The sequence below is a fragment of the Shewanella decolorationis genome, from assembly GCF_004354305.1.
Classification (GTDB): domain Bacteria; phylum Pseudomonadota; class Gammaproteobacteria; order Enterobacterales; family Shewanellaceae; genus Shewanella; species Shewanella decolorationis.
Genome location: NZ_CP037898.1, coordinates 1,611,467 through 1,631,005 on the forward strand (window position 1 = coordinate 1,611,467; position 19,539 = coordinate 1,631,005).

Consider the following 19,539-nt stretch of genomic DNA (forward strand, 5'->3'; position numbering starts at 1 on the left):
GCGCCAGCGCCAACAGCGCAGCACAAAACCAACCCATTAAAACAACCCAAATAAACCATGCGAGGTGACCTATGCCCCACCCCATCGCAGCGCATCACTGCGCCCCACTGCTACCCATAGAATCGCAACTGCTGTTACACCTCAGCATTGCTTGTCGCCTCGCCCAATTGCCAGACCTAATGCATTGCCCAACGGTGATCCAGCGTAAAAACGAACTCGAGGCCTACTTGCAAAGCCATGTTTGCAGCTACGCCTTCCGCGAGCGCTACCACGTTACCAAACTGGACGAAGCCCCGCTTAAAACCACCAAATTAAACGAAGTGGCAAACATCCAAGTCAGCCGCAGCGGCCGTGTAAAACTCACCCGCATCGCCGAGCCACCAGCAATCAATATCACGGTAAGCGATAGAACCATCAGCTGGCTCAACCGCAGTTTTCACCACGCAAATCATCACGCAAGCCAGCCAATGATTAAGGCTTCCAATTTTAAGGCTGCCAATTTTAAGGAAAGTAGCCATGTTTGATGCACAGGCCCACGCCACCAGCGACGCCCTAGTCGCCATGCTTGCAAATGAGCTAGAGCAAGAACGGCAAGCCAAAGGCAACGCCATAGCCGATTATTGCGATCGCTCGATAGCCGAATTAAACCAGCTGATTATCGATTACCCAGAATCGAAGAACACTTGGGATCGGCTAATTGAACGCTGGCAAGAGATAAAGCAAAAACACGGCTACAGCAGCTCACAAGACCTGCTTGATGCCCAATATGCACGACTCGCCAGCACTTCAAATTAAACCTGTAAGTAATCCTTACAAGTTCATCAATTCCATCATCAGCCTAGTGAGCAATCACCATGAAAACCAAATTCAACATTCAATACCTGCCTATGCTGGCAGCGTTCGCCGCAAAACAGGATGTTCGTTACTTTCTCAACGGCTTTCACGTAAAGCCGCACCCCGAAAAAGGCGTGATACTTACCGCCACTGACGGCCATTGCCTCGTCACCATCCATGATGAGGATGGCTTTACCGATGGCGACTACATTTACCCAATCAGCAAAGAGTTGCTAAAAGCCGCCAACAAAAAGCATTTACCGTCTATTCAAAACATCTTTATCAACTATGGCGTGGCTATGCTCACATCGATTTGCGAAATCGTTGACACCTTCACCACCTTTGAAGCGTTAGACACTCAGGAACGTAAGCTAATTACTCACATTGAGTTTATTAACCCAATCGATGGTCGTTACCCAAATGCAGGCAAACTCTTTAAATCACGGCTAAGTGATGAAAACTTAAAGCCAGCATCAACAATTGGCATGAATGTTAACCTGCTCAGCCGCCTATCAAAATTGAATTACTGCAAGATTAACGGTGCTGTTTTGCACCTAGCAGAAAAGAATTCTCTGATTGCAGTCATGGGCTTAAAAAAAGAAATCGTCGCAATAATCATGCCCTTGACCTTGGACGAATCAGAACGAGCTAATCCAGCAGAGTTTGTTTACTTTGCAGGCCATCAGCCAGTCGAGCCAGCTCCCGAATCCGCCACTCAAACCACTTCACCCAAGCCTGAACAGTCAAGCGCCGCTTGATAGTTGCCGCCATTCACGAAAGAAGGAATAGAGCATGACACAACGTATCGAATGCAGTCGCCGCACCTGTCGCTGGACTGGTAGGCACTCAGAGTTAAGCAAGATCGCAGACCCTAAACACGCATCAAGATCCTTTGCTGTTTACAAAGGCGTTTGCCCTAAATGCGGCTGCGAATCTTATTACGAATTGCCGGAGCCAATCATCACCGAGCGCGTAGAACACGCAAACGCACTCATCAAAGTGATATCAGAACATGGCCGCAAGTTCTTCGACTACAAAGGCACCATCGCAACACTAGAGCTGGATAAAAACGGCAAGGTTTGGGTGGTTGATGAATATACCAAAGCGCGGGTTTACACCCATTCCCAAGGTAGTTGGCGCGGTTTTCACCATGGCGGGACCTTACGCGAATTAGTGTGTGCAATGCGTGATTACATCACCAAAGGCAAGCAACTATCGATTGAATGGATAGCGCCTACTCGTTGGAATCCAGATAACGGCGACATTTGGGGCTATGGCAAAGAAGCCGCCGCAGCCGTCCGCGCAGCAGCTGCACAACTGCCGATTATCAAGCAGGAGGACGCAGCATGTTAACCCACGACAAACCCCAACACCGCGATATCAAAATCGGCCTCGGCCATATCGTCGCAGACAAAGATGGTTGGATGTTGCCAGGCGGCAAGTTCACCACCAACCGCGCCGTTGCCATCCGTGCGGCCAAAGGCCTGCACCGTTTCTTGGTTAAAAGATAAGGACGTCACCATGAGCCAATTATTCTACCTGCGCGACTCGCGCACCAATGTCGGCAGCACCTGCCTATTTTGGGCGCAAGATGGTTGTGGCTATACAAGCGATTTAGACAAGGCGCATGCATACACGCTTGAAGAAGCTCAGCGCAAATTCAACAGCCGCCACACTGACGTTCCGCTAGCAGCAAGGCTGGTTGATGAATTGGCAAGAGAGCGAGTTGATTGCCAGTACCTGCCAGCAGCTGGCGAAAAAGCCGGATGTGATGAGTACGTTATCTCGCCAAAAGGCAGATGGGACGGCAACGATGTTTACTGGCTAACCTTTGATATGTTCAGCGTTAACTACAAAAGCGCCGTTGTATTCAGCTACCGCAGAGCGCTTGAACGTATCAATGAACTTGGCATTGAGGCAAACATCTACGCCAAAGCAGAAATCGACGCCATCGCTCGCCGGACTTTTCAAGCCGCCAACATAAACGAACGCAAGATGATCACCGCCACAGGCATCCGCAAACCTAAGCGCAAACGCCACCGCCAAACCACGGGCAAAACTCGCGGCAACTGCCCACATTGTGGCGCCATCACTTGGGGATTCAACCCATACGAAGCTTACACCTGCGCCGAAGCCGATACCGAAAACCGTGGCTTTAACCTTTATGACAATTGCAACGATGTGAAGCTAGCCAATCAAATACGCAAAGCCAAGATTGAAGGAGAAGCAGCATGCTAACCCTATCCTCTCCCGATTTTACAGAAATCGAGCTGGTGTCTGGCTATCAAGTCACCTGCAACAGCTGCACAGATACGCTTTTCATTCAACGCAAACACCGCAGCGTGATCACCAGCGTCACCGAAGGCCTAAGCCGCTCAGGCTGGCAAAAGGCAGTTAACGACAATGAATACTTTGTCTGCGTCTGCCCCAAATGCGTGAAAGAACTGCAAGAAAACGAACTAGAAGGATCCGAATAATGGAAATGTGCTACTCAATGCCAGCGGTGATGGGATCGCAAGGCGGCAAATTGATGTACACCGTGAGCATGTCAATGCGAGTGCTAGTGCGCATGTTACGTATTGACGATGCAGGCAGCGTGCTCGAACGCAGCCAACGCAAAGTCAATCCTGCTCGTGCAAAATCCATCAGCAATTACATGCTCAATAACCCTAAAGGCTACTTCTTGCCTGGCATTATCGGCGTGGTAGAAGTGCCTACAGGTGGTCAAGCTCCTAAGTTTGAAGCATCCGAAGTTAGCGGCAGCGTTGGCGTATTAAAAGTCGGCATGGATTCGATAATCAAGCTGTTCGACGGCCAGCACCGCGCCACGGGTATCGCCAAGGCGCTCGAAAAATCCCCTGAGCTGTCGCAAGACACCATCTCTATCACCCTGTACACCAGCTTATCGCTGCAAGAACGCCAACAAGCGTTTACAGATATCAACCAAAACGCCAGCAAGCCGCCTCAAGGCTTGTCAGATACCTACAATCACCGCGATGAGCTATCCACGCTCACCATGGAGTTAGTTAAAAACATCGACTGGATGCAAGGCCGCGTGGATTTTGCCACCAACAAACCCGCAGCACAGAGCGAGTTCTATTTTTCCTTTAAACAAATTAAAGACGCCACGGCCATTGTGCTCGGCACCAAGAAAAACTTTGAGCCCTACCACGCCACCATTGCCTATGACTTTTGGAGCACCATGGGTACCGCCATGGAGTTGCAATCCCTCGGCAGCAAACACCGCGAAACCAGCTTATTTACCACCACGGTAATGCTTAAAGCACTGGCGAGCGCCGCAAACGAGGCTGAATCCATCGGCCAGCGCCACTGGCGCCACGCTTACCAAAATTTGGTTTGGACCCGTAACAGCCAAGACTTCATAGGCCGTTGCATATGCCCCAAAACAGGCAAGCTACTCGCCAACGCCGATGCAGTAATGCTGGCCTCAAACCTCATCCTTAAAACCATGGGGCAAAAGCTCAACACCACACGCGCCAGCGTTGAAACAACCTACTTCCCAGAGGTGGCAGCATGAAACCACGCAGTGAAAACCAAAAAGACAAAGCAAAACTAGAACTAACAATCAAGATTTGCCAACACCTTTTGACGGGAAAAATCATTTGCTTAGATGACAGCCAAATAAATTGTTGGCCTCATACAAACTTCCCAATAATTTCTCCAACCGAAGCAAAAAAGCGCGGCCTTGTTCTTAAGAATGGTCAAACACCAGTTTGCTCATATTCGTTCACGCTATCAAACGCCAATGGCAGAGGTTCTGGTTATTACTACTTAGTCAGTCAATTTAAACCAAAACCAATTAAAAAGTCGGAGGCAGCATGAGCGCCCATAAATCATCCCGCGAAATGCTTTACTTGCTGGCAGGCTGCGAACCAGAGCCAAAACTCGACTTGCTGCTATCGCTAACGCGCATCCCCTCCGAGCCAACCATTGCCGCCTTAAAGCTGCACTACACCACAGGCTTAGATCCAGAACGCTGCGCCGCTCGCCACTTTATCGAGCTATCAAACCTGATGCGCGCCCAAACCACGCTCAACAGCACCATGGGCGTGATTGAATCCATCAAAGAACTCGACTGGGAAAAGCATCTTGACAAGCTGGCCACAGCCAACGCGCGGATCACCGAGCTTGAGCAGCTAGTTAGCCGCGCCGCCAACTATCTGTATGAAATCGGAATGAATGAAGAACTTGAGCAGCAGCTTAGCGCTGCAATCAGCAATTCAAAGGAGCATGCGGCATGAGCAAAAAATATCAGCTGATATACGCGGATCCGCCATGGGCCTTTAGCAACCAAAACACGGGCGGCTCGATGAAATACAGCGCCCAAGCCAAGTACACCGTGACTAGCACCGAGGACTTAAAACGCCTCGATGTTAACAGCATTGCCGATGACAACTGTGTACTGGTGATGTGGTATGTGGGCGCCATGCCGCAGGATGCCATTGATCTGGTTAAAAGCTGGGGCTTCACCCTTAAAAACATGAACGGCTTTGTCTGGAACAAGCTAACAGTCAATAACAATCCATTCTTTGGCATGGGCTTTTGGACCCGCGCAGGTAGCGAGTCGGCCATTATCGCCATCAAGGGCAAACCAACGCCAGCTTGTCGCAGCGTTCGCGCCGTGGGCAATTACGACCCACAAAGCCTTGATGAAGTTCTAGCCCACCTCTGCTACGTGGGCACCTATCAAAACATTCGCCACAGCCAAAAGCCCGATGAGTTTCGTGATAAATGCGTCGAGCTAATGGGTGACGTCCCTCGCCTTGAAATGTTCGCCAGAACCAAAACCAAAGGCTGGGATGTGTTTGGGAATGAGACCGTTGATTCAATCGATATTCCACTTAAATCAGCTGAGCAAAATGAGCTTCCTAAGCCCAAAAAAACTAGGAAGAAACGAAATTCAGCCGAGCAGCTCGATATCGAGGATCAAATAGCGCGGGACAGCACAGCAACAAACAGCGTATGGCCGATTGAAGTGATGAACATTGCCAAAGAAGTATTCGAGCGTTGCGGCATAACGGAAACCACTGAAATCCAGTTCCAAAAGCTGTGTGAAGAAGCTAACCGCCAGCGGTTAGAAGGTTATCCAACCGACTCAATCATTGACGACTTAGTAATGAATATGCCAACGGAGAAAAAACCATGCGCGGCTTATTTGTAGATAATTATGCGGGTGGTGGCGGTGCCTCCACTGGCATGGGCTGGGCAATTGGTCGCAGCGTTGATATTGCAATCAACCATGATCAAGATGCTATCGCTATGCACTCAGCTAACCACCCTGACACACTGCACTATTGCGAATCGGTGTTTGATGTTGACCCAGTAAAAGCCACTGCAGGTAAGCCAGTTGATGTGGCATGGTTTAGCCCTGACTGCACTCATTTTTCCAAGGCCCGTGGTAATACGCCTGTTAAAAAAGAAATACGCGGGCTGGCGTGGATCACCATTCGTTGGATCTTGAGAACCCGCCCGAAATTAATCCCATTAGAAAATGTTGAGGAATTTAAAACGTGGGGGCCGTTGATTGGTGAAGGTTCACAAAATCAACGCCCCGATCCAGCTCGCAAAGGTGAAACGTTTGAAGCCTTTAAAGCCATGCTTACTACTGGTGTTGATGCTGATCACCCTGCTTTAGCTGAATGCGTTGAAACCTTAGGGTTAAGTCATTCAGATAGAAATAAGTTGATAAAAGGGCTCGGCTATAAAGTAGAGTTTCGTGAGCTACGCGCCCGAGACTATGGCGCCCCCACTATCCGTAAACGCCTATTTATGATTGCCCGTTGCGATGGTCGGGCGATTGTGTGGCCAGAACCGACACATGGCGCCCCGCATGATCCTCGGGTTATTCGCGGCGAATTAAAGCCGTGGGTGACAACGGCTGAAAAAATTGATTTTTCTTTGCCATGCCCAAGCATTTTTATGACCAAAGAAGAAGCGAAACAGCAAGGGCTTAACGTTAAACGCCCTTTAGCTGATGCGACATTAAAACGTGTGGCCATCGGTACGATTAAGCATGTTTTAGAAAACCCTAACCCATTTATTATTGAGATCGCTAACTGGTCAGGTAAAGGCACTAAGAGCGTTAACGAGCCTATTAAAACAATCACCGCCTATCCTAAAGGCGGCGCATTCGCTCTTGCTGCGCCTATTATGGTTCAGGCTAACGGTGGATTTAATACCACCCATGCGTATTCAGTTGAAAACCCCTGCAGCACTATAACCAACACAGGCAGCCAGCAGCAAATAGTCTCGGCCTTTATGGTTCACTTGCGTAAAAACATCAAGCCGACTTCTTTAAGTGACCAGATGCCAACTATTACTGCAGGCGGTACCCACCATGCCGAGGTTAGGTTAACTCTTGTTGCACCAGGCGACAGCGGTTTAACGGCAGAGCAAGAAGCTGGCGCCGTGCAAGTCAGCGCGTTTTTAATGCGTTATTACTCAAACGGTGGCCAATGGAGTTCACTCAACGAGCCATTAGCCACTATCACCACTAAAGAGCGTATTGCGTTAGTCACCGTCACTTGGAATAACAAAACCATGGTGATTGTGGATATTGGCTTAAGGATGCTTACTGCTCGAGAGCTGTTCTGCCTGCAAGGCTTTCCTGATGACTACATCATTGATGGCTATAACGGCAAAACCAATAAAACTCAGCAGGTCGCAAGGTGTGGCAATTCGGTACCGCCGCAATTTGCCGAGGCCATTCTCCGCGCAAATCTTCCTGAGCTTTGCACACAAACCGCCGAAGCAGCATAGGAGGCAGCATGAAGCAATCAACCGCAATCCGCGAAGCGCTTAAACAGTGGTACGCCCTGCCACGCAAACAAGCATGCAGCTGCCAACAGTTTATGAAAAAACTCGCCGAAGAATTAAAGAAGGAAGGTAAGTGATGGTGAATGCACACAATTCTTGCCATCAATGCAAATACCTTGAGTGGGTTGAAGGCGAAACCGAAAGCACCACTGGATGGGCATGCGATAAAAGGCAGGACGCAATTTTTAATTCATCCCCTGACTGGCCATTAATTGAGTCGAAATTTTTATCAAAGCTTGAAGATGAAAAGTACAGGAATCGATACAAAAGATGTTTTGAACAAGGTGGTGAGTAATGACAACCAAACGCAGAGTGTTATTAGACGGCAACGGCTCAAGCCAAATCAACGTAGAAGGCCTTGGGGTTTATGTTCCTGCCAGCGAACTGGCGCAGATTAAGCAAAATCTTGGTGCCGAGATTCAACAATTGAAAGACCAAGTTCAAGCCATGCAGCTGGAACGATCAACGCATTTCGATGATATCGGCATCGACAGATTTACCAATGCTATGCGGGTAAAAATGGCCTACGCCAGAGCTAAAGGCCGCAGTGGTTGGGATGATCCAGCGCAGTGTTCAGGCGAGCAGCTAGCAACATTATTAGTAGAGCGTCTAACTAAAGGTAATGCCGGCACTTTCGAGGACGTTGCCAACTTCGCCATGATGCTGCACCAACGCAAAGAGTCACCAATGCTGTTGGTTGATGCTATCGGAAATTTAAACGCTACAGCAGGCAATAAACTAGAAGCCTTACGTGACTCAATACAAGCGTGTGAAAACCAAGGGTATAGAGTGATGTTCGGTAACTGGCAAGTTACTGGCGCCATTCTTTCTGATTCTGATGGTGTAATTGAATTAGTCCAAGAATAGGGGGGAATTATGGATATAGATATGGAAAATTTCACTTTAGAAGTGTTCATCGCACAGGCTAAAGCCGCGCAACTTAAGAAAGAGGCTAATGCCGAAAAGCTACCCGCTTTATTCGACAAAACTCTAGATGCCTTAGTTGCAGCCTGTAAAAAGCTCGAAGCAATCACCGCAGAGCGTGACCAGTTGGCTGAGAGAGTTAAACAGTTAAATAAAAATATCGAAGATTTCATCATTCATGAGTGGCGTGAAATCGGCGAATCTGAATGGTATAGCGGCACGCTTGATTTTTATTTTATGTGCAAAAACTCTCCTGAACATGACACTAGAGAACGCATTCAATCTTTAAAAGAGATAAAAGCCAAAGCTATCTGTGATTTTAAGGATGAATTATTAGCGGCGACTAGCGTTATGTTTAGGCCGCATATCGAGGGTGTTTGCGCTGTTGTTACTGAAAGAATGCAAGCCGCTAAGGATGGTGCAGCATGAAAACCACACTAACCGCAGTGCTTACCTGCTTTGTTGTATCGCTTCTAATCGCGCTAATAGTGGTGGCTTCGTTTAGCTTTAGCATCGATACGCCGCCGCTAATTTTCGCCTTTATTTGGGGGAATGGTTTTATGTCAGCTTGGTTTTCGGTATTCGCAATCACTAAAACCTGCAAGGTGATAGTGCTAGACGATAAAACCAGAGTGATTGTTGTTGACGAACAAAGCAATAAGGCAGGTGCAGCATGACTCTAACTATAGGTGAAATATACCAGTTCAAAGGTGGGCGCGAAAAAATTATCTATGTCGGTGACTATGGTAAATGGCACCAGTTCGAGCTTGAAGGTAAGGCTGGTGTTATTTGGTGCGAGCTATTAGATAGCGATTTGCATTTAATCGAAAAGGCAGGTGCAGCATGACTCTAAATGACCGCATGAATTTGCTTACCGAAGAAAACCAGCAGCTTAAAGCCAAAGTTGCAGAACTTAAGAATCAAGTGTCAATCCTCAGCCAGCGCCATAAATACGATTTATCGACAATTCAAGGCCGTGAGCAAGCTGTGATTGATAGGCTAAATATCACTTTCTCACAAGATTCTGAATAATTCTATCTAATGTCATACAAGGTAACCCATCATGAACCACCAGCAAGCAACAAACGAACCACTGTTTTTGACCACCAAAGAAGTGCTTGAGCGTTATCGCATCAAGTCAAAGGTAACTCTTTGGAAATGGCGCAAAGAAGCGGGCTTCCCTGAGCCAATCCACAACGGCCGTCATTACGCCAAAGACTCCCTCGACAAGTGGGACGAACAACAAAAGCAAGCCGCTTAAGCTCTCCTTTCTAACACCACCACACTTCTATCCCCAAGTGCCGCAAGTTTTATCTTGCTGGTCCACTGCTCATACGCTTCAGCCTGTTCTTCAAGCCAATCATGCTTGTTGTAAACAGCCATTACCCCACCCAACAAGTGCCCCAGCATCTTCTCGGTGACATGGGGCAATACTCCCGCCTCAGACATTCTGGTTGATAGCGTCCGTCTAAAATCGTGGATCCGCCAGTCAGGAATGCCAACATTATCCTTAATATGCCTCACCAACTTATTCACCGCGGCAATATTCGCCGGCTTAGATAAATCTGCTGCAGGGAAACACCAAGGCGAGCGATACAGGCTCCATTGCTCCTGCAGGATCTCAAGCAAGGCAGCACTAATAGGCCGTCTAATCGGGATATTGGTTTTACTGTACTCAATGGGTACAGTCCAAACCATTGCCTCCAAATCAAAGTCCGCTCGCTGAGATTTTAAAATTTCAGAAACCCGCGCACCAGACAACATACAGGCCTTAATCACGTTAACGACTGTCTTAGTCGCCCTTCGCTTATCCAGTTCCCGCCAAATCTTGCCGCACTCATTAAAGGTTAGTACACGTGATCCAACCTTAGAGTGCGAGCCAACATCAGTCACCCTCAGCTGCAACACATCAACAACCGATATCATTTGCCGACGCACTGCCCAGTTAAGCACCGTTTTTAAATGGCGCAATATCGCCCCCGCAGTGACTCGACTCACAGCCGCTTTTTTATCAAAGAAATCGATCCACTCGCCTAGGGTAATGCTCTCAACTTTGCGGTCGGCAAATGCGTCGCATAGATGGGCCCTAAAGTACGATTTATAGCTTTCAATCGTGCCCTTCTTTAACCCGTCTGCACGTACCTGCAAAAACTTCTCACAGCATTCCTTCACTGTTACCGTGCCACAGGCATTCCGTTGTTTCCAATAGACTCGCGGATCTATATTATTTGAAATTGACCCTCTTAATTCAGGCACCGCTTTTCGAGCGTCCGCGATTTTTAAATCAGGATAACGACCAAGTGTTAACCGACCGGGCTTGTTTTCAAACCTAAAACGATACTGCCATGTTATAGTCCCTGTTGGGGTAACTCTAACGCTTAAGCCGTCTCTGTCTGCTAACTCAGGTTTACCCGTATATGGCTTGCATAGTATTGCTCGTAACTTTGTGTCAGATAAAGACATTTTAGATACCTGTGTACATATTATTTTTGAATATTACGCCACAGAGCGTGACATGTACACAGTAGTGTACTCACATGCACTCACAACAAAATAAACCGTATTAAATAGATTTAAACCAAATTAATGCATATAAACCAATTAAAACATTGTGTTAAGTAGTATAGAGAACCATTTTTAATGAATATGAAACACAATCAAATAGAGTCTATATTCTGGCACGATTATGAAACCTTCGGAGCTAATCCCGCCAAGGATAGACCGGCCCAATTTGCCGGGATCCGCACAGACTTAGATCTCAATATCATCAGTGAACCCGAGACTTTTTACTGTAAACAATCAACGGATTATCTCCCCTCGCCCGAAGCCATTTTAATCACAGGGATCACACCACAATTAGCCAATTTAAAGGGGTTGCCTGAAACCGAGTTTATGGGCCGTATTCATACACTCTTTAGCCAACCGAATACCTGTGTCGCAGGCTATAACTCCTTACGTTTTGACGATGAAGTCACCCGCTACGGTTTCTACCGTAACTTTATCGACCCCTATGCCCGCGAGTGGCAAAATGGCAATACACGCTGGGATATCATTGATTTAGTCAGAGCTTGCTATGCGTTTAGACCAGACGGGATCCATTGGCCATTAAAAGAAGATGGCTCGCCCAGTTTTAAGTTAGAGCACCTGACGCAAGCCAATGGTTTAAGCCATGAAAAAGCCCACGATGCCATGTCCGATGTGTACGCCACCATTGCCATGGCCAAACTGATTAAAGAAAAACAACCCAAGTTATATCAATACTATTTTGAGCTGCGTCGTAAACAGGTCGTGAGTGCCCAAATCGATGTGTTGAATATGCAGCCGCTTGCCCATGTAAGCTCCAAAATCAGTGCGCAACAGGGGTGTACAACTCTTATTGCCCCCGTTGCCCACCATCCAAGCAACAAAAACGCCATTATTTGCGTTAACTTAGCCATGGATTTAAGCCCACTATTTGAGTTAGATGTCGAGCAAATAAAGACTCGCATGTATACGCCAAGAGCCGAACTTGCCGCAGATGAGTTACCTATCCCAGTCAAGCAAGTTCATCTTAACAAATGCCCTTTTATTACCTCGGCCAAGATTTTGGATGATGCCCAAGCAGAAAGACTCAATATCGATAAAGCCTTTGCGAGAGAACAATACAAACGCTTAAAGGCTCACCCAGAATTGCGGGAAAAACTGGCACAACTCTTTGAGCATGAAGGCGAAGTCACAACCACAGATCCTGACTTAATGCTGTATTCGGGTGGTTTTTTCAGCCCCGCCGATAAAGCCAAGATGGAGATCATTCGCCATACCTTGCCACAAAATTTAGCGGCGCTGGATCTGCAGTTTGATGATGGACGCATTCCCGAGATGCTGTTTCGCTATCGGGCACGTAACTATCCTGAGCTGCTGAATGATCAAGAAGCCCAGCGTTGGCGCAGCTTCTGCCAACAACGTTTGAGCGATCAAGATTATTTACTCAAACTTGAAAATCTGCTGCAAGATACCGAGGGTGATGAACACAAACAGAAGTTACTCGCGGCCCTGTGTCACTATCTACGCGGGCTCTAAAGCTACACGCACTCTACAACACTGATAGCGAATCGCTAAGCAGAGAGTTCAATCAGATAAGACAGTTATTTAACGCCAGACATTGATAACTTCTTTCAGTTGTCACTTATCTGGCGTTAAATTGAGGTATAAACGCGAACTAACTCGCATTTATACCGTAACAAAATTACTAGAATGTTCTTCCATGAACTTAACAAACAAGGAGTCGGGAAATGCAAGATAGATTTATCAAAAGCATAACCCAGCTGCCAACCCCATTGGCTGACGCATTAATTCCCCTATTACATCAAAACTTTGCGGGACATATTGATGCGCAGCAACTGGCAGAGTTAGTCCAAAGCAGCAAAATGACTGAAGCCGAAGTATTACTAGCGCTACTGCCTATTGCCGCCGCCTTAGCGAAACCGCCGATCAGCGAGTTTTATGTCGGCGCGATTGCCAAAGGGAAAAGTGGTGACATCTATATGGGCGCCAACCTAGAACTCCCCGGCGAGGCCCTGTTCCACTCTGTACATGCGGAGCAAAGCGCCATCAGTCACGCATGGTTAAGTGGCGAGAGCCAAATTGTCGACATGATAGTCAATGCCAGCCCCTGCGGTCATTGCCGTCAGTTTATGAACGAACTCGTCGAGGGTGGCCAAATCAAGATCCATTTGCCCTCGCAAGACAGCCATTTACTGTCCTATTACCTACCCTATGCGTTTGGGCCGAAGGACTTAAATGTGCAGTCCCCCTTGCTGGTCAAGCAGGAAACAGAATTTGCCCTCGATAGCAGCGATCCTATGGTGTTCGAGGCGTTAGATCATGCGGGCTTAAGCTATGCGCCTTATACCAAGAGTTACGCGGCCGTTGTATTGGAAACCGCCGATGGTGCAACCTATTGTGGTCGCTACGCTGAAAACGCGGCATTTAACCCTTCGATGCTGCCAATGCAAATGGCCCTATCGAATCTCACTCGACATAACCGTGATTTTGGCGAAATTCGCCGAGCGGTGTTGGTTGAATCATCACAGGGAAAAATCAGTTTAGTGGGCGCAGCAATGGATGCTTTACATGCCGTTGCCGCCATTGAGCTGGAACATATTGTGGTTGACCCCGTTTAACCCCCGTTTAACGAAAATCCTACGGCGCTTTAGCTTTATCCCTTCGTATTCACTAACGCGCCGTATTTTTCTCTTACTATTAAGTCACTTAGCTAACGATTAGCGCTTCGTTTTGTCTCGAATGCAACCTTTCGCTCAGCCATTCTGAAATAACAGTCATTGCGCTGCGCCTGCGTCATAGTGCGCCAAGCTAAAATCTCATCCAAATGCCTAAAGCAGCCCATACAGATATCTTGCTCATCAAGGCAGCAATTTCGCACACAGGGATGTTCGAGGTGGTTACTCTGACCAGACCGCATATTCGTTGCCAGCTGGCTCAATAAAATGAAAACGCCGTCCGCCGGGGAAGCTGAAAATACCTGTACTGATAGCGCCGCCCGCTGCCTTCACCGCTGCTTGTGTCTGTTCTAAGTCCTTGCTGTACAACACGATCAACGGACAACCTTTTTCGAGGTTAAAACTCACCTCAGCTTGATAAAAACCACCCGTGATCCCCGCATCAATAAAACAGCTGTACTGCGGGCCGTAATCCTCAAAGCGCCAACCAAATACCGTATTAAAGAAGGCCTTCGAACGACCAATATCTGTGGTGGGGATTTCTAAATAATTAATACTGTGATGATCCATAATCTTCCCTGCTCATGATTAATCAAACAAAAAGGGAGCCAATGCTCCCTTTAGTATGCTGGCTATTGCCAGATTAACCTTGTACTAAGGCGGCCACAAGTCCGATGGCGCCACCAAATACCCCGCCCCACACTACGAGCCAGCCTAAATGTGTTTGGATCATCTCCTGCACGATTTGCTTAACCATTTGCGGCGTTAATTCATTTAGGCGTTGTTCAACGATATTGGCGATCTTCGTTTGTAGATCGGCCATTACATTCGGCTGTTCAATTTCTTGTTTCAATAGGTTGCGGAACTGCTCACTCTCGGACATTTCCACCAAAGAGGCTTTCATCTTCTCGATAAAGGGTTCCTTTAACGGCATTAACGCCTCTGTACCGCCAAACATGGATAACATGCCCCCGAAGGAAGATTGTGCCACAGTGTTAACTAAGGCATCAAAGGATGGCGCTAAGTCCACTTTATCAATCACTGGCGCTAAATCGATTTGGCTAATTCCCTCTTTTTCCGACAGAAAACGGTCAATATTCTCATTGGTGAAGAACTGCTTCATCATAAGATGTGCAATCCCCGCTTTGAACTCTTCAAAACGCGATGGCACGACGCCAGAACCGTATAAACCAGGGACCTTCTCAAACAGCATATACACCGCAAGCCAGTTAGTAATGGCGCCAGATAAAGCAAATAAACCTACATTAAACAGAATGGGTTGGTTCAATCCGTATCCCAAAGTAACGCAAATGGCCGCTAGCACATTTGTCACTAAACTCTTATTCAATCTTACTCCCCTCTTAAGCTATCGATGCGATTGCAAATGGCGCTAGTTTAACAAGCGAAGGGGATGTAGGTCTAATGCTGAAAAAGGATGAGAAATGGAGCCGAATACCGATAAAACATCGCGCAAACCCAGCTAACTCAAGCACTAGCTGGGTTAGCCTTACATCGCTAACAGCGAGTGGGGTCAATGAGGTTATTTCATTAATTAACATTAACTTAGTTTAATGATTTTTAGGAAAAATAATTGCAGATTTATCGCGCAGCTTAGGAATTATTGAAAAGCATCGTCTACACTGAAAGTGACCATTGCATTACAACATGACTCAATAACTTAAAACATAAGGGCTGCGCTTATGGACTCTGCATTTAATACCGCTGGAGCTTTAGGTTGGCATGAACTCACAACCCACAATACCGAAGAAGCCATGCGTTTTTACGGTGAAGTATTTGGTTGGCAGTTTAGAACGGTAAAAATGCCCCACGGGCAGTATCATTTGATCGAAAATCAAGGCTTGGGTATTGGTGGTATTACCGATAATCTGATCCCGTCATTGCCTTCTCATTGGACTGGCTATGTTACCGTCGCCGATGTGGATTTGGTCGCAATAAATGCCAAAAAACTCGGTGGTGATATTCTCTTTGGCCCAGAGGATATTCCTAAAGTGGGCCGCTTTTGTTGGATAAAAGATCCACAGGGCGCCATTATCGCGGCGATAAGTTACCTCTCAGCCTAGAGCGCCCCTCCTGCATATAATTACGCTTAATAGGCAGATAAGGTTACTGCTGTGAGCAAAACGTTATCTTTTAATATTGATAGACGTTCAAACTCGTTACCATAAGGTAATGCTCAGATTTAATTGGAAAAACTAAAAACAACTCATGTACAGCTGAGCATTATTCGCTAGAATAGTCGCATTTATTGATAGATTTCGCGCCTACGTGCGTATTGGAGCCTTAATCTCACTATGTTGACTCAGCTATCACGGTTAAAACTGGCGTTCTTTAGCCGTCCTCGATACCAACGAGTTCTCGCCTATTTAACGATAATCTACTTAAGTTACCTGATTATCCTTGGACTGGTACTCCCCAAGGCCGTAGTGTCTTTCGCCCCAGAGAAGCTTGCAGAAGTACTGGGTCGTCCTGTGACATTACAGAATATGCGGGTCAATCCTTTTACCTTCCAAGTCAATATCGAACAGTTCGAAGTTAAAGAGAAAGATAATCAAGCTTTTGCGGGATTATCTCAGCTGCAGTTTGAAGTCAACTTTTGGCAGTCGGTATTTAATCAAGCCGTGGTGATTGATCATATCCAGCTGCAAGGTCCCTTCGCCAATATCAGTCGGTTTCAAACCCAAGGGAAAATCCAGTTTAACTTCGACGATATTATTACCACCCTCAATCAGGCTAAAACGCCGAGTGAGCCTGAAACCGCTACAGCAAATACTCACCCACCGCGAGTGATATTAGGTGAGTTCAGCTTAAGTGCGGGTAAGGTCAAATTTGATGATAAAATCACTAAGGCTTTGGTTGATTACCCCAATATCAACTTCAAACTCAGTCAGTTAGATACTGAGTATTTGATGACGGCCAATCCGGCTAGCCCTACAAATACTCAAGCGACGACATCTCAGGATAAGCCCACGGCAGATACGCCTACAACTCAGGCCAACTCTACATCGAATCCTCCTAGCATTCTGCACAACCAATTTGTCGCGCAGTTGCAGGATGCCCATGCGGGCGAAGTCAGCCTTGCCGGACAATTCCAACTCACTCCCTTTAAACTTGTCGGGGATGCACAGCTCGCCAAACTGCAACTCGCTCCCTTTTGGCCATTTGTTGCCGACCAATTCAAGGTAAAACTGGCGGCGGGTGAACTCAGTATCAACAGTCATTACCAAGTTGAGTTACCGACGGATGGTAACCTACAACTCACGGTCGATCGCGGCCAAGTGATTGTAGAGAAAGTTGATTTACTCAATGGCGACCAGTCCGTTATCGCCTTACCCTTGCTGGCGATTGATGGAATTAACCTCAACCTCGCCAAGCAGCGCGTCGACATTAAGCAAATCCACAGTGAAGGCTTAAGCCTTAAAGCTAAGCTGGATGAACAAGGCATCGATTTAGCGCAGCTGTTAATGCCAAAATCTATGGCTGCCAGCACAGATACTGCAACGCCGAACATATCAGTTGAAGCACAAACACCAGAGGCGACAGTTGAAACGAACGCGTCAGCCGCATCGGCTTCACAAGCGGTCTCGGATACGAGCGCAACCGAACAGCAAAATGCTTGGTTAGTGACTCTGGGCGGCCTGAGTATCGAAAACTACGATATTCACCTTGAGGAACATAAACTCACCCAAACCGCACAGCAATGGCGTGTTTATCCCCTTAATTTTGCAACACAAGCCATAGTGAGTGATTTAAAGGCGCCAATCGAATACGAGCTTTCCTTTGCTCTAAATGATAAAGGACGCTTTATCTCCAAGGGGCAAGTCGATGTGCCTAGCGAGTCAATTAACGCCGACCTTAAAGTCGAGCAGCTCGCCTTAGCCCAATTCCAACCCTACCTTGCACCCTATGTGAATATGCAGCTCAGCAGCGGCCTGTTCAGCAGTGATGGCAAGCTAAATGCCGACGGCAAAGGCAAAGCGATTTATCAAGGCAGTGTTGAGCTGGATGATTTGAGTATCCTCGACAACATTCGTAAAGCCCCTTTGGTAAAATGGCAAAAAATGCATATTAATCAGCTCGATTTCGACCAGCAGCTGAATAAAATTAATATCGACCATTTAAGATTTAATCAGCCCTACGCTAAGGTGGTTATCGCTAAGGATCGCACGACCAATATCAGTAATCTGATTGTGGAAACGCCTGCGACCGACGCCCCTAAGACTTCTGTGACAACGGCAAAGACAGAGGTCAAGCCGCAGATAAGCCCCGATGCAACGGCTAAGCAGCCCGAGTTAAGCTTAGATATTCAGAAAATCAGCTTTAACCAAGGCTCGGCATTTTTCGCCGATAACTCCCTCACGCCTAACTTTGCCTCTGGCATTGAGCAGCTTGAAGGCAATATCAGCCACTTATCCTCCAAACCCGGCACTACAGCATCGGTCGATATTAAAGGGAAAATCGATCGTTATGCGCCAGTGACCTTAAAAGGGGATATTAACCCACTACTGGATAAGCCTTATCTTGACTTAGACCTAGTGTTTAAGAGTGTCGAGTTAACCTCTGTCAATCCTTATTCAGGCACCTATGCAGGCTATTACATCGATAAGGGGCAATTATCCTTAGCACTCAACTACAAACTGGAGCAAAACCAACTCAAGGGCAGCAACCACTTAGTGATTGATCAGCTCAAACTAGGTAAACGCAGCAACAGTGACTTAGCCACCAGTTTGCCCGTAACCTTAGCGATTGCTCTGTTGCAGGACCGCCACGGCGTGATAGACCTTGGGATGGAAGTCTCCGGCGACTTAGACTCCCCCAGCTTTAGTGTCGGCAGCATTATCATGACGGCCATCACCAATGTGATCACCAAAGCCGTGACAGCGCCCTTCTCTTTCCTTGCGAGTCTTGTAGGTTCAGATGAAACCTTGGATAAAATCCCCTTCAATCCAGGGCAGTTTGTACTCAGCCCAACTGAGCAGGAAAGCTTAGATAAACTTGCTAAAGGCTTGGACGATCGCCCAATGCTCAAATTGAGTCTTGAGGGCAGCGTGGATGCCGTCAAGGATAGCCAAGCGATTGCCGAGCGCATGATGAAGCGCAAGCTGGCCACGCTAGCCAATCTGCCACTGACGGAATTACCCGCAGATCTCAGTCCGAGCCAATTCCCAAGCGAAGGCCCTCTGGCCGATGCGCTGGTCAAACTGTACGAGCAGGAAGTCAAAACCAATCCGGATGATGTGAAAGACACTATTGTTGCTGAGACCAAAGATACGCCACTGAGCAAAGAAGAACTCACCACTCGTTGGCATATTGCGCTGTATAACCTTACGCTCAAAGCGCAAACCGTCAGCCCCGATAGATTGGGAGATTTAGCGCAAGAAAGAGCAAAAGCGGTTAAAGCCTATCTTGTCGACAGTAAAGGGATCGCGCCAGAGCGGATTTTCCTACTCGAGAGCCGCGTCACCTTGAGCCAAGATGCGGCGCAGGTGAATATGAGTATCGACGCAAACTAAATACTCTCCGACACCAAAACACGGATAATAAAACGCCCAGTGCTCACTGGGCGTTTTTGTAACTAAAGTCAACTAACAGCCTCACTCTCAAGTGCTTGGCCTCACGCATCCCTTAGGTTACACTCTGCGGCTTTATGCGAGCGGAATCACACTTCGCCAAGTCTTTTCGACAACACAATGCCCTTTTGCACCAC

At 47.4% G+C, this 19,539-nt stretch carries 27 protein-coding genes; 22 read left to right on the top strand and 5 right to left on the bottom strand.

Features of this window, described 5'->3' with window-relative positions; genetic code table 11:
• The first annotated feature begins 71 nt into the window (after positions 1 to 71).
• The 4 genes from EYR25_RS07355 to EYR25_RS07370 are packed head-to-tail and all read left to right on the top strand — an operon-like array spanning position 72 to position 2,187.
• Complete coding sequence (locus tag EYR25_RS07355) at positions 72 to 524, top strand: hypothetical protein (protein ID WP_133179030.1); 453 nt, start codon at positions 72 to 74, stop codon at positions 522 to 524.
• Complete coding sequence (locus tag EYR25_RS07360) at positions 517 to 795, top strand: hypothetical protein (protein ID WP_133179032.1); 279 nt, start codon at positions 517 to 519, stop codon at positions 793 to 795. Before EYR25_RS07355 ends, EYR25_RS07360 begins: the two co-directional genes overlap by 8 nt.
• A gap of 59 nt (positions 796 to 854) precedes the next feature.
• The gene (locus EYR25_RS07365; protein ID WP_133179034.1) at positions 855 to 1,592 is read left to right on the top strand and encodes a beta clamp domain-containing protein; all 738 of its coding nucleotides are present in this window, start codon (positions 855 to 857) and stop codon (positions 1,590 to 1,592) included.
• Positions 1,593 to 1,626: 34 nt separating this feature from the next.
• The gene (locus EYR25_RS07370; protein WP_207953681.1) at positions 1,627 to 2,187 is read left to right on the top strand and encodes a hypothetical protein; all 561 of its coding nucleotides are present in this window, start codon (positions 1,627 to 1,629) and stop codon (positions 2,185 to 2,187) included.
• Here the strand turns inward: EYR25_RS07370 and EYR25_RS21180 are convergent.
• The gene (locus EYR25_RS21180) at positions 2,184 to 2,357 is read right to left on the bottom strand and encodes a hypothetical protein (protein WP_165953442.1); all 174 of its coding nucleotides are present in this window, start codon (positions 2,355 to 2,357) and stop codon (positions 2,184 to 2,186) included. The two genes, EYR25_RS07370 and EYR25_RS21180, sit on opposite strands and share 4 nt — an antisense overlap.
• On the opposite strand from EYR25_RS21180, the gene EYR25_RS07380 reads away from it, so the two are divergent.
• The 14 genes from EYR25_RS07380 (at position 2,356) to EYR25_RS07450 (ending at position 9,856) form a co-directional block, all read left to right on the top strand.
• Positions 2,356 to 3,072, top strand: a complete 717-nt coding sequence (locus EYR25_RS07380) for a hypothetical protein (protein WP_133179036.1) — start codon at positions 2,356 to 2,358, stop codon at positions 3,070 to 3,072. The two genes, EYR25_RS21180 and EYR25_RS07380, sit on opposite strands and share 2 nt — an antisense overlap.
• Positions 3,066 to 3,311 (top strand): hypothetical protein, encoded by a 246-nt coding sequence (locus EYR25_RS07385; protein ID WP_133179038.1) that lies wholly within the window; start codon positions 3,066 to 3,068, stop codon positions 3,309 to 3,311. Before EYR25_RS07380 ends, EYR25_RS07385 begins: the two co-directional genes overlap by 7 nt.
• Positions 3,311 to 4,372, top strand: coding sequence for a DGQHR domain-containing protein (locus EYR25_RS07390; RefSeq protein ID WP_243729941.1), 1,062 nt, complete (start codon positions 3,311 to 3,313; stop codon positions 4,370 to 4,372). The genes EYR25_RS07385 and EYR25_RS07390 overlap by 1 nt, the downstream gene beginning before the upstream one ends.
• Positions 4,369 to 4,677 carry a hypothetical protein gene (locus tag EYR25_RS07395; RefSeq protein WP_133179040.1) on the top strand — a complete coding sequence of 103 codons (309 nt, stop codon included), beginning with the start codon at positions 4,369 to 4,371 and terminating at the stop codon, positions 4,675 to 4,677. Before EYR25_RS07390 ends, EYR25_RS07395 begins: the two co-directional genes overlap by 4 nt.
• Positions 4,674 to 5,096 (top strand): hypothetical protein, encoded by a 423-nt coding sequence (locus EYR25_RS07400; protein ID WP_243729942.1) that lies wholly within the window; start codon positions 4,674 to 4,676, stop codon positions 5,094 to 5,096. Before EYR25_RS07395 ends, EYR25_RS07400 begins: the two co-directional genes overlap by 4 nt.
• A complete protein-coding gene (locus tag EYR25_RS07405; RefSeq protein WP_207953682.1) occupies positions 5,093 to 6,016 on the top strand; it encodes an MT-A70 family methyltransferase in 924 nt (307 codons plus the stop codon). Before EYR25_RS07400 ends, EYR25_RS07405 begins: the two co-directional genes overlap by 4 nt.
• Complete coding sequence (locus tag EYR25_RS07415) at positions 5,998 to 7,614, top strand: DNA cytosine methyltransferase (RefSeq protein WP_133179042.1); 1,617 nt, start codon at positions 5,998 to 6,000, stop codon at positions 7,612 to 7,614. Before EYR25_RS07405 ends, EYR25_RS07415 begins: the two co-directional genes overlap by 19 nt.
• An 8-nt stretch (positions 7,615 to 7,622) precedes the next feature.
• On the top strand, positions 7,623 to 7,748 hold the full coding sequence (locus tag EYR25_RS21485; RefSeq protein ID WP_133179044.1) for a hypothetical protein: 126 nt from the start codon (positions 7,623 to 7,625) through the stop codon (positions 7,746 to 7,748).
• Positions 7,749 to 7,965: 217 nt separating this feature from the next.
• Positions 7,966 to 8,538, top strand: a complete 573-nt coding sequence (locus EYR25_RS21280) for a hypothetical protein (protein WP_133179048.1) — start codon at positions 7,966 to 7,968, stop codon at positions 8,536 to 8,538.
• Between the two features lie 9 nt (positions 8,539 to 8,547).
• Positions 8,548 to 9,024 carry a hypothetical protein gene (locus tag EYR25_RS07435; protein ID WP_133179050.1) on the top strand — a complete coding sequence of 159 codons (477 nt, stop codon included), beginning with the start codon at positions 8,548 to 8,550 and terminating at the stop codon, positions 9,022 to 9,024.
• Positions 9,021 to 9,272 (top strand): hypothetical protein, encoded by a 252-nt coding sequence (locus EYR25_RS07440; RefSeq protein ID WP_133179052.1) that lies wholly within the window; start codon positions 9,021 to 9,023, stop codon positions 9,270 to 9,272. The genes EYR25_RS07435 and EYR25_RS07440 overlap by 4 nt, the downstream gene beginning before the upstream one ends.
• Complete coding sequence (locus tag EYR25_RS21190) at positions 9,269 to 9,442, top strand: hypothetical protein (RefSeq protein WP_165953475.1); 174 nt, start codon at positions 9,269 to 9,271, stop codon at positions 9,440 to 9,442. Before EYR25_RS07440 ends, EYR25_RS21190 begins: the two co-directional genes overlap by 4 nt.
• The gene (locus EYR25_RS07445; protein ID WP_133179054.1) at positions 9,439 to 9,627 is read left to right on the top strand and encodes a hypothetical protein; all 189 of its coding nucleotides are present in this window, start codon (positions 9,439 to 9,441) and stop codon (positions 9,625 to 9,627) included. The genes EYR25_RS21190 and EYR25_RS07445 overlap by 4 nt, the downstream gene beginning before the upstream one ends.
• A 31-nt stretch (positions 9,628 to 9,658) precedes the next feature.
• The gene (locus tag EYR25_RS07450; protein WP_088213035.1) at positions 9,659 to 9,856 is read left to right on the top strand and encodes a helix-turn-helix transcriptional regulator; all 198 of its coding nucleotides are present in this window, start codon (positions 9,659 to 9,661) and stop codon (positions 9,854 to 9,856) included.
• Here the strand turns inward: EYR25_RS07450 and EYR25_RS07455 are convergent.
• Positions 9,853 to 11,058 carry a tyrosine-type recombinase/integrase gene (locus EYR25_RS07455; protein WP_133179056.1) on the bottom strand — a complete coding sequence of 402 codons (1,206 nt, stop codon included), beginning with the start codon at positions 11,056 to 11,058 and terminating at the stop codon, positions 9,853 to 9,855. The genes EYR25_RS07450 and EYR25_RS07455 overlap by 4 nt on opposite strands.
• A 177-nt stretch (positions 11,059 to 11,235) precedes the next feature.
• Between EYR25_RS07455 and sbcB the strand changes: the two genes are divergently transcribed.
• A complete protein-coding gene (sbcB, locus tag EYR25_RS07460) occupies positions 11,236 to 12,654 on the top strand; it encodes an exodeoxyribonuclease I (protein WP_133179058.1) in 1,419 nt (472 codons plus the stop codon).
• Positions 12,655 to 12,866: 212 nt separating this feature from the next.
• Positions 12,867 to 13,757, top strand: coding sequence for a cytidine deaminase (gene cdd / locus EYR25_RS07465; RefSeq protein ID WP_133179060.1), 891 nt, complete (start codon positions 12,867 to 12,869; stop codon positions 13,755 to 13,757).
• 92 nt (positions 13,758 to 13,849) lie between these two features.
• Here cdd and EYR25_RS07470 read toward each other — a convergent pair whose 3' ends face one another.
• The 3 genes from EYR25_RS07470 to EYR25_RS07480 form a co-directional block, all read right to left on the bottom strand.
• On the bottom strand, positions 13,850 to 14,056 hold the full coding sequence (locus EYR25_RS07470; RefSeq protein ID WP_133179062.1) for a DUF1289 domain-containing protein: 207 nt from the start codon (positions 14,054 to 14,056) through the stop codon (positions 13,850 to 13,852).
• Positions 14,037 to 14,384 (bottom strand): VOC family protein, encoded by a 348-nt coding sequence (locus EYR25_RS07475; RefSeq protein ID WP_133179064.1) that lies wholly within the window; start codon positions 14,382 to 14,384, stop codon positions 14,037 to 14,039. Before EYR25_RS07475 ends, EYR25_RS07470 begins: the two co-directional genes overlap by 20 nt.
• A 73-nt stretch (positions 14,385 to 14,457) precedes the next feature.
• A complete protein-coding gene (locus tag EYR25_RS07480) occupies positions 14,458 to 15,162 on the bottom strand; it encodes a DUF445 domain-containing protein (RefSeq protein WP_133179066.1) in 705 nt (234 codons plus the stop codon).
• Positions 15,163 to 15,514: 352 nt separating this feature from the next.
• Between EYR25_RS07480 and EYR25_RS07485 the strand changes: the two genes are divergently transcribed.
• Positions 15,515 to 15,895 (top strand): VOC family protein, encoded by a 381-nt coding sequence (locus EYR25_RS07485; RefSeq protein WP_023267833.1) that lies wholly within the window; start codon positions 15,515 to 15,517, stop codon positions 15,893 to 15,895.
• A gap of 231 nt (positions 15,896 to 16,126) precedes the next feature.
• Complete coding sequence (locus tag EYR25_RS07490) at positions 16,127 to 19,345, top strand: DUF748 domain-containing protein (RefSeq protein WP_133179068.1); 3,219 nt, start codon at positions 16,127 to 16,129, stop codon at positions 19,343 to 19,345.
• Positions 19,346 to 19,539 lie beyond the last annotated feature (194 nt).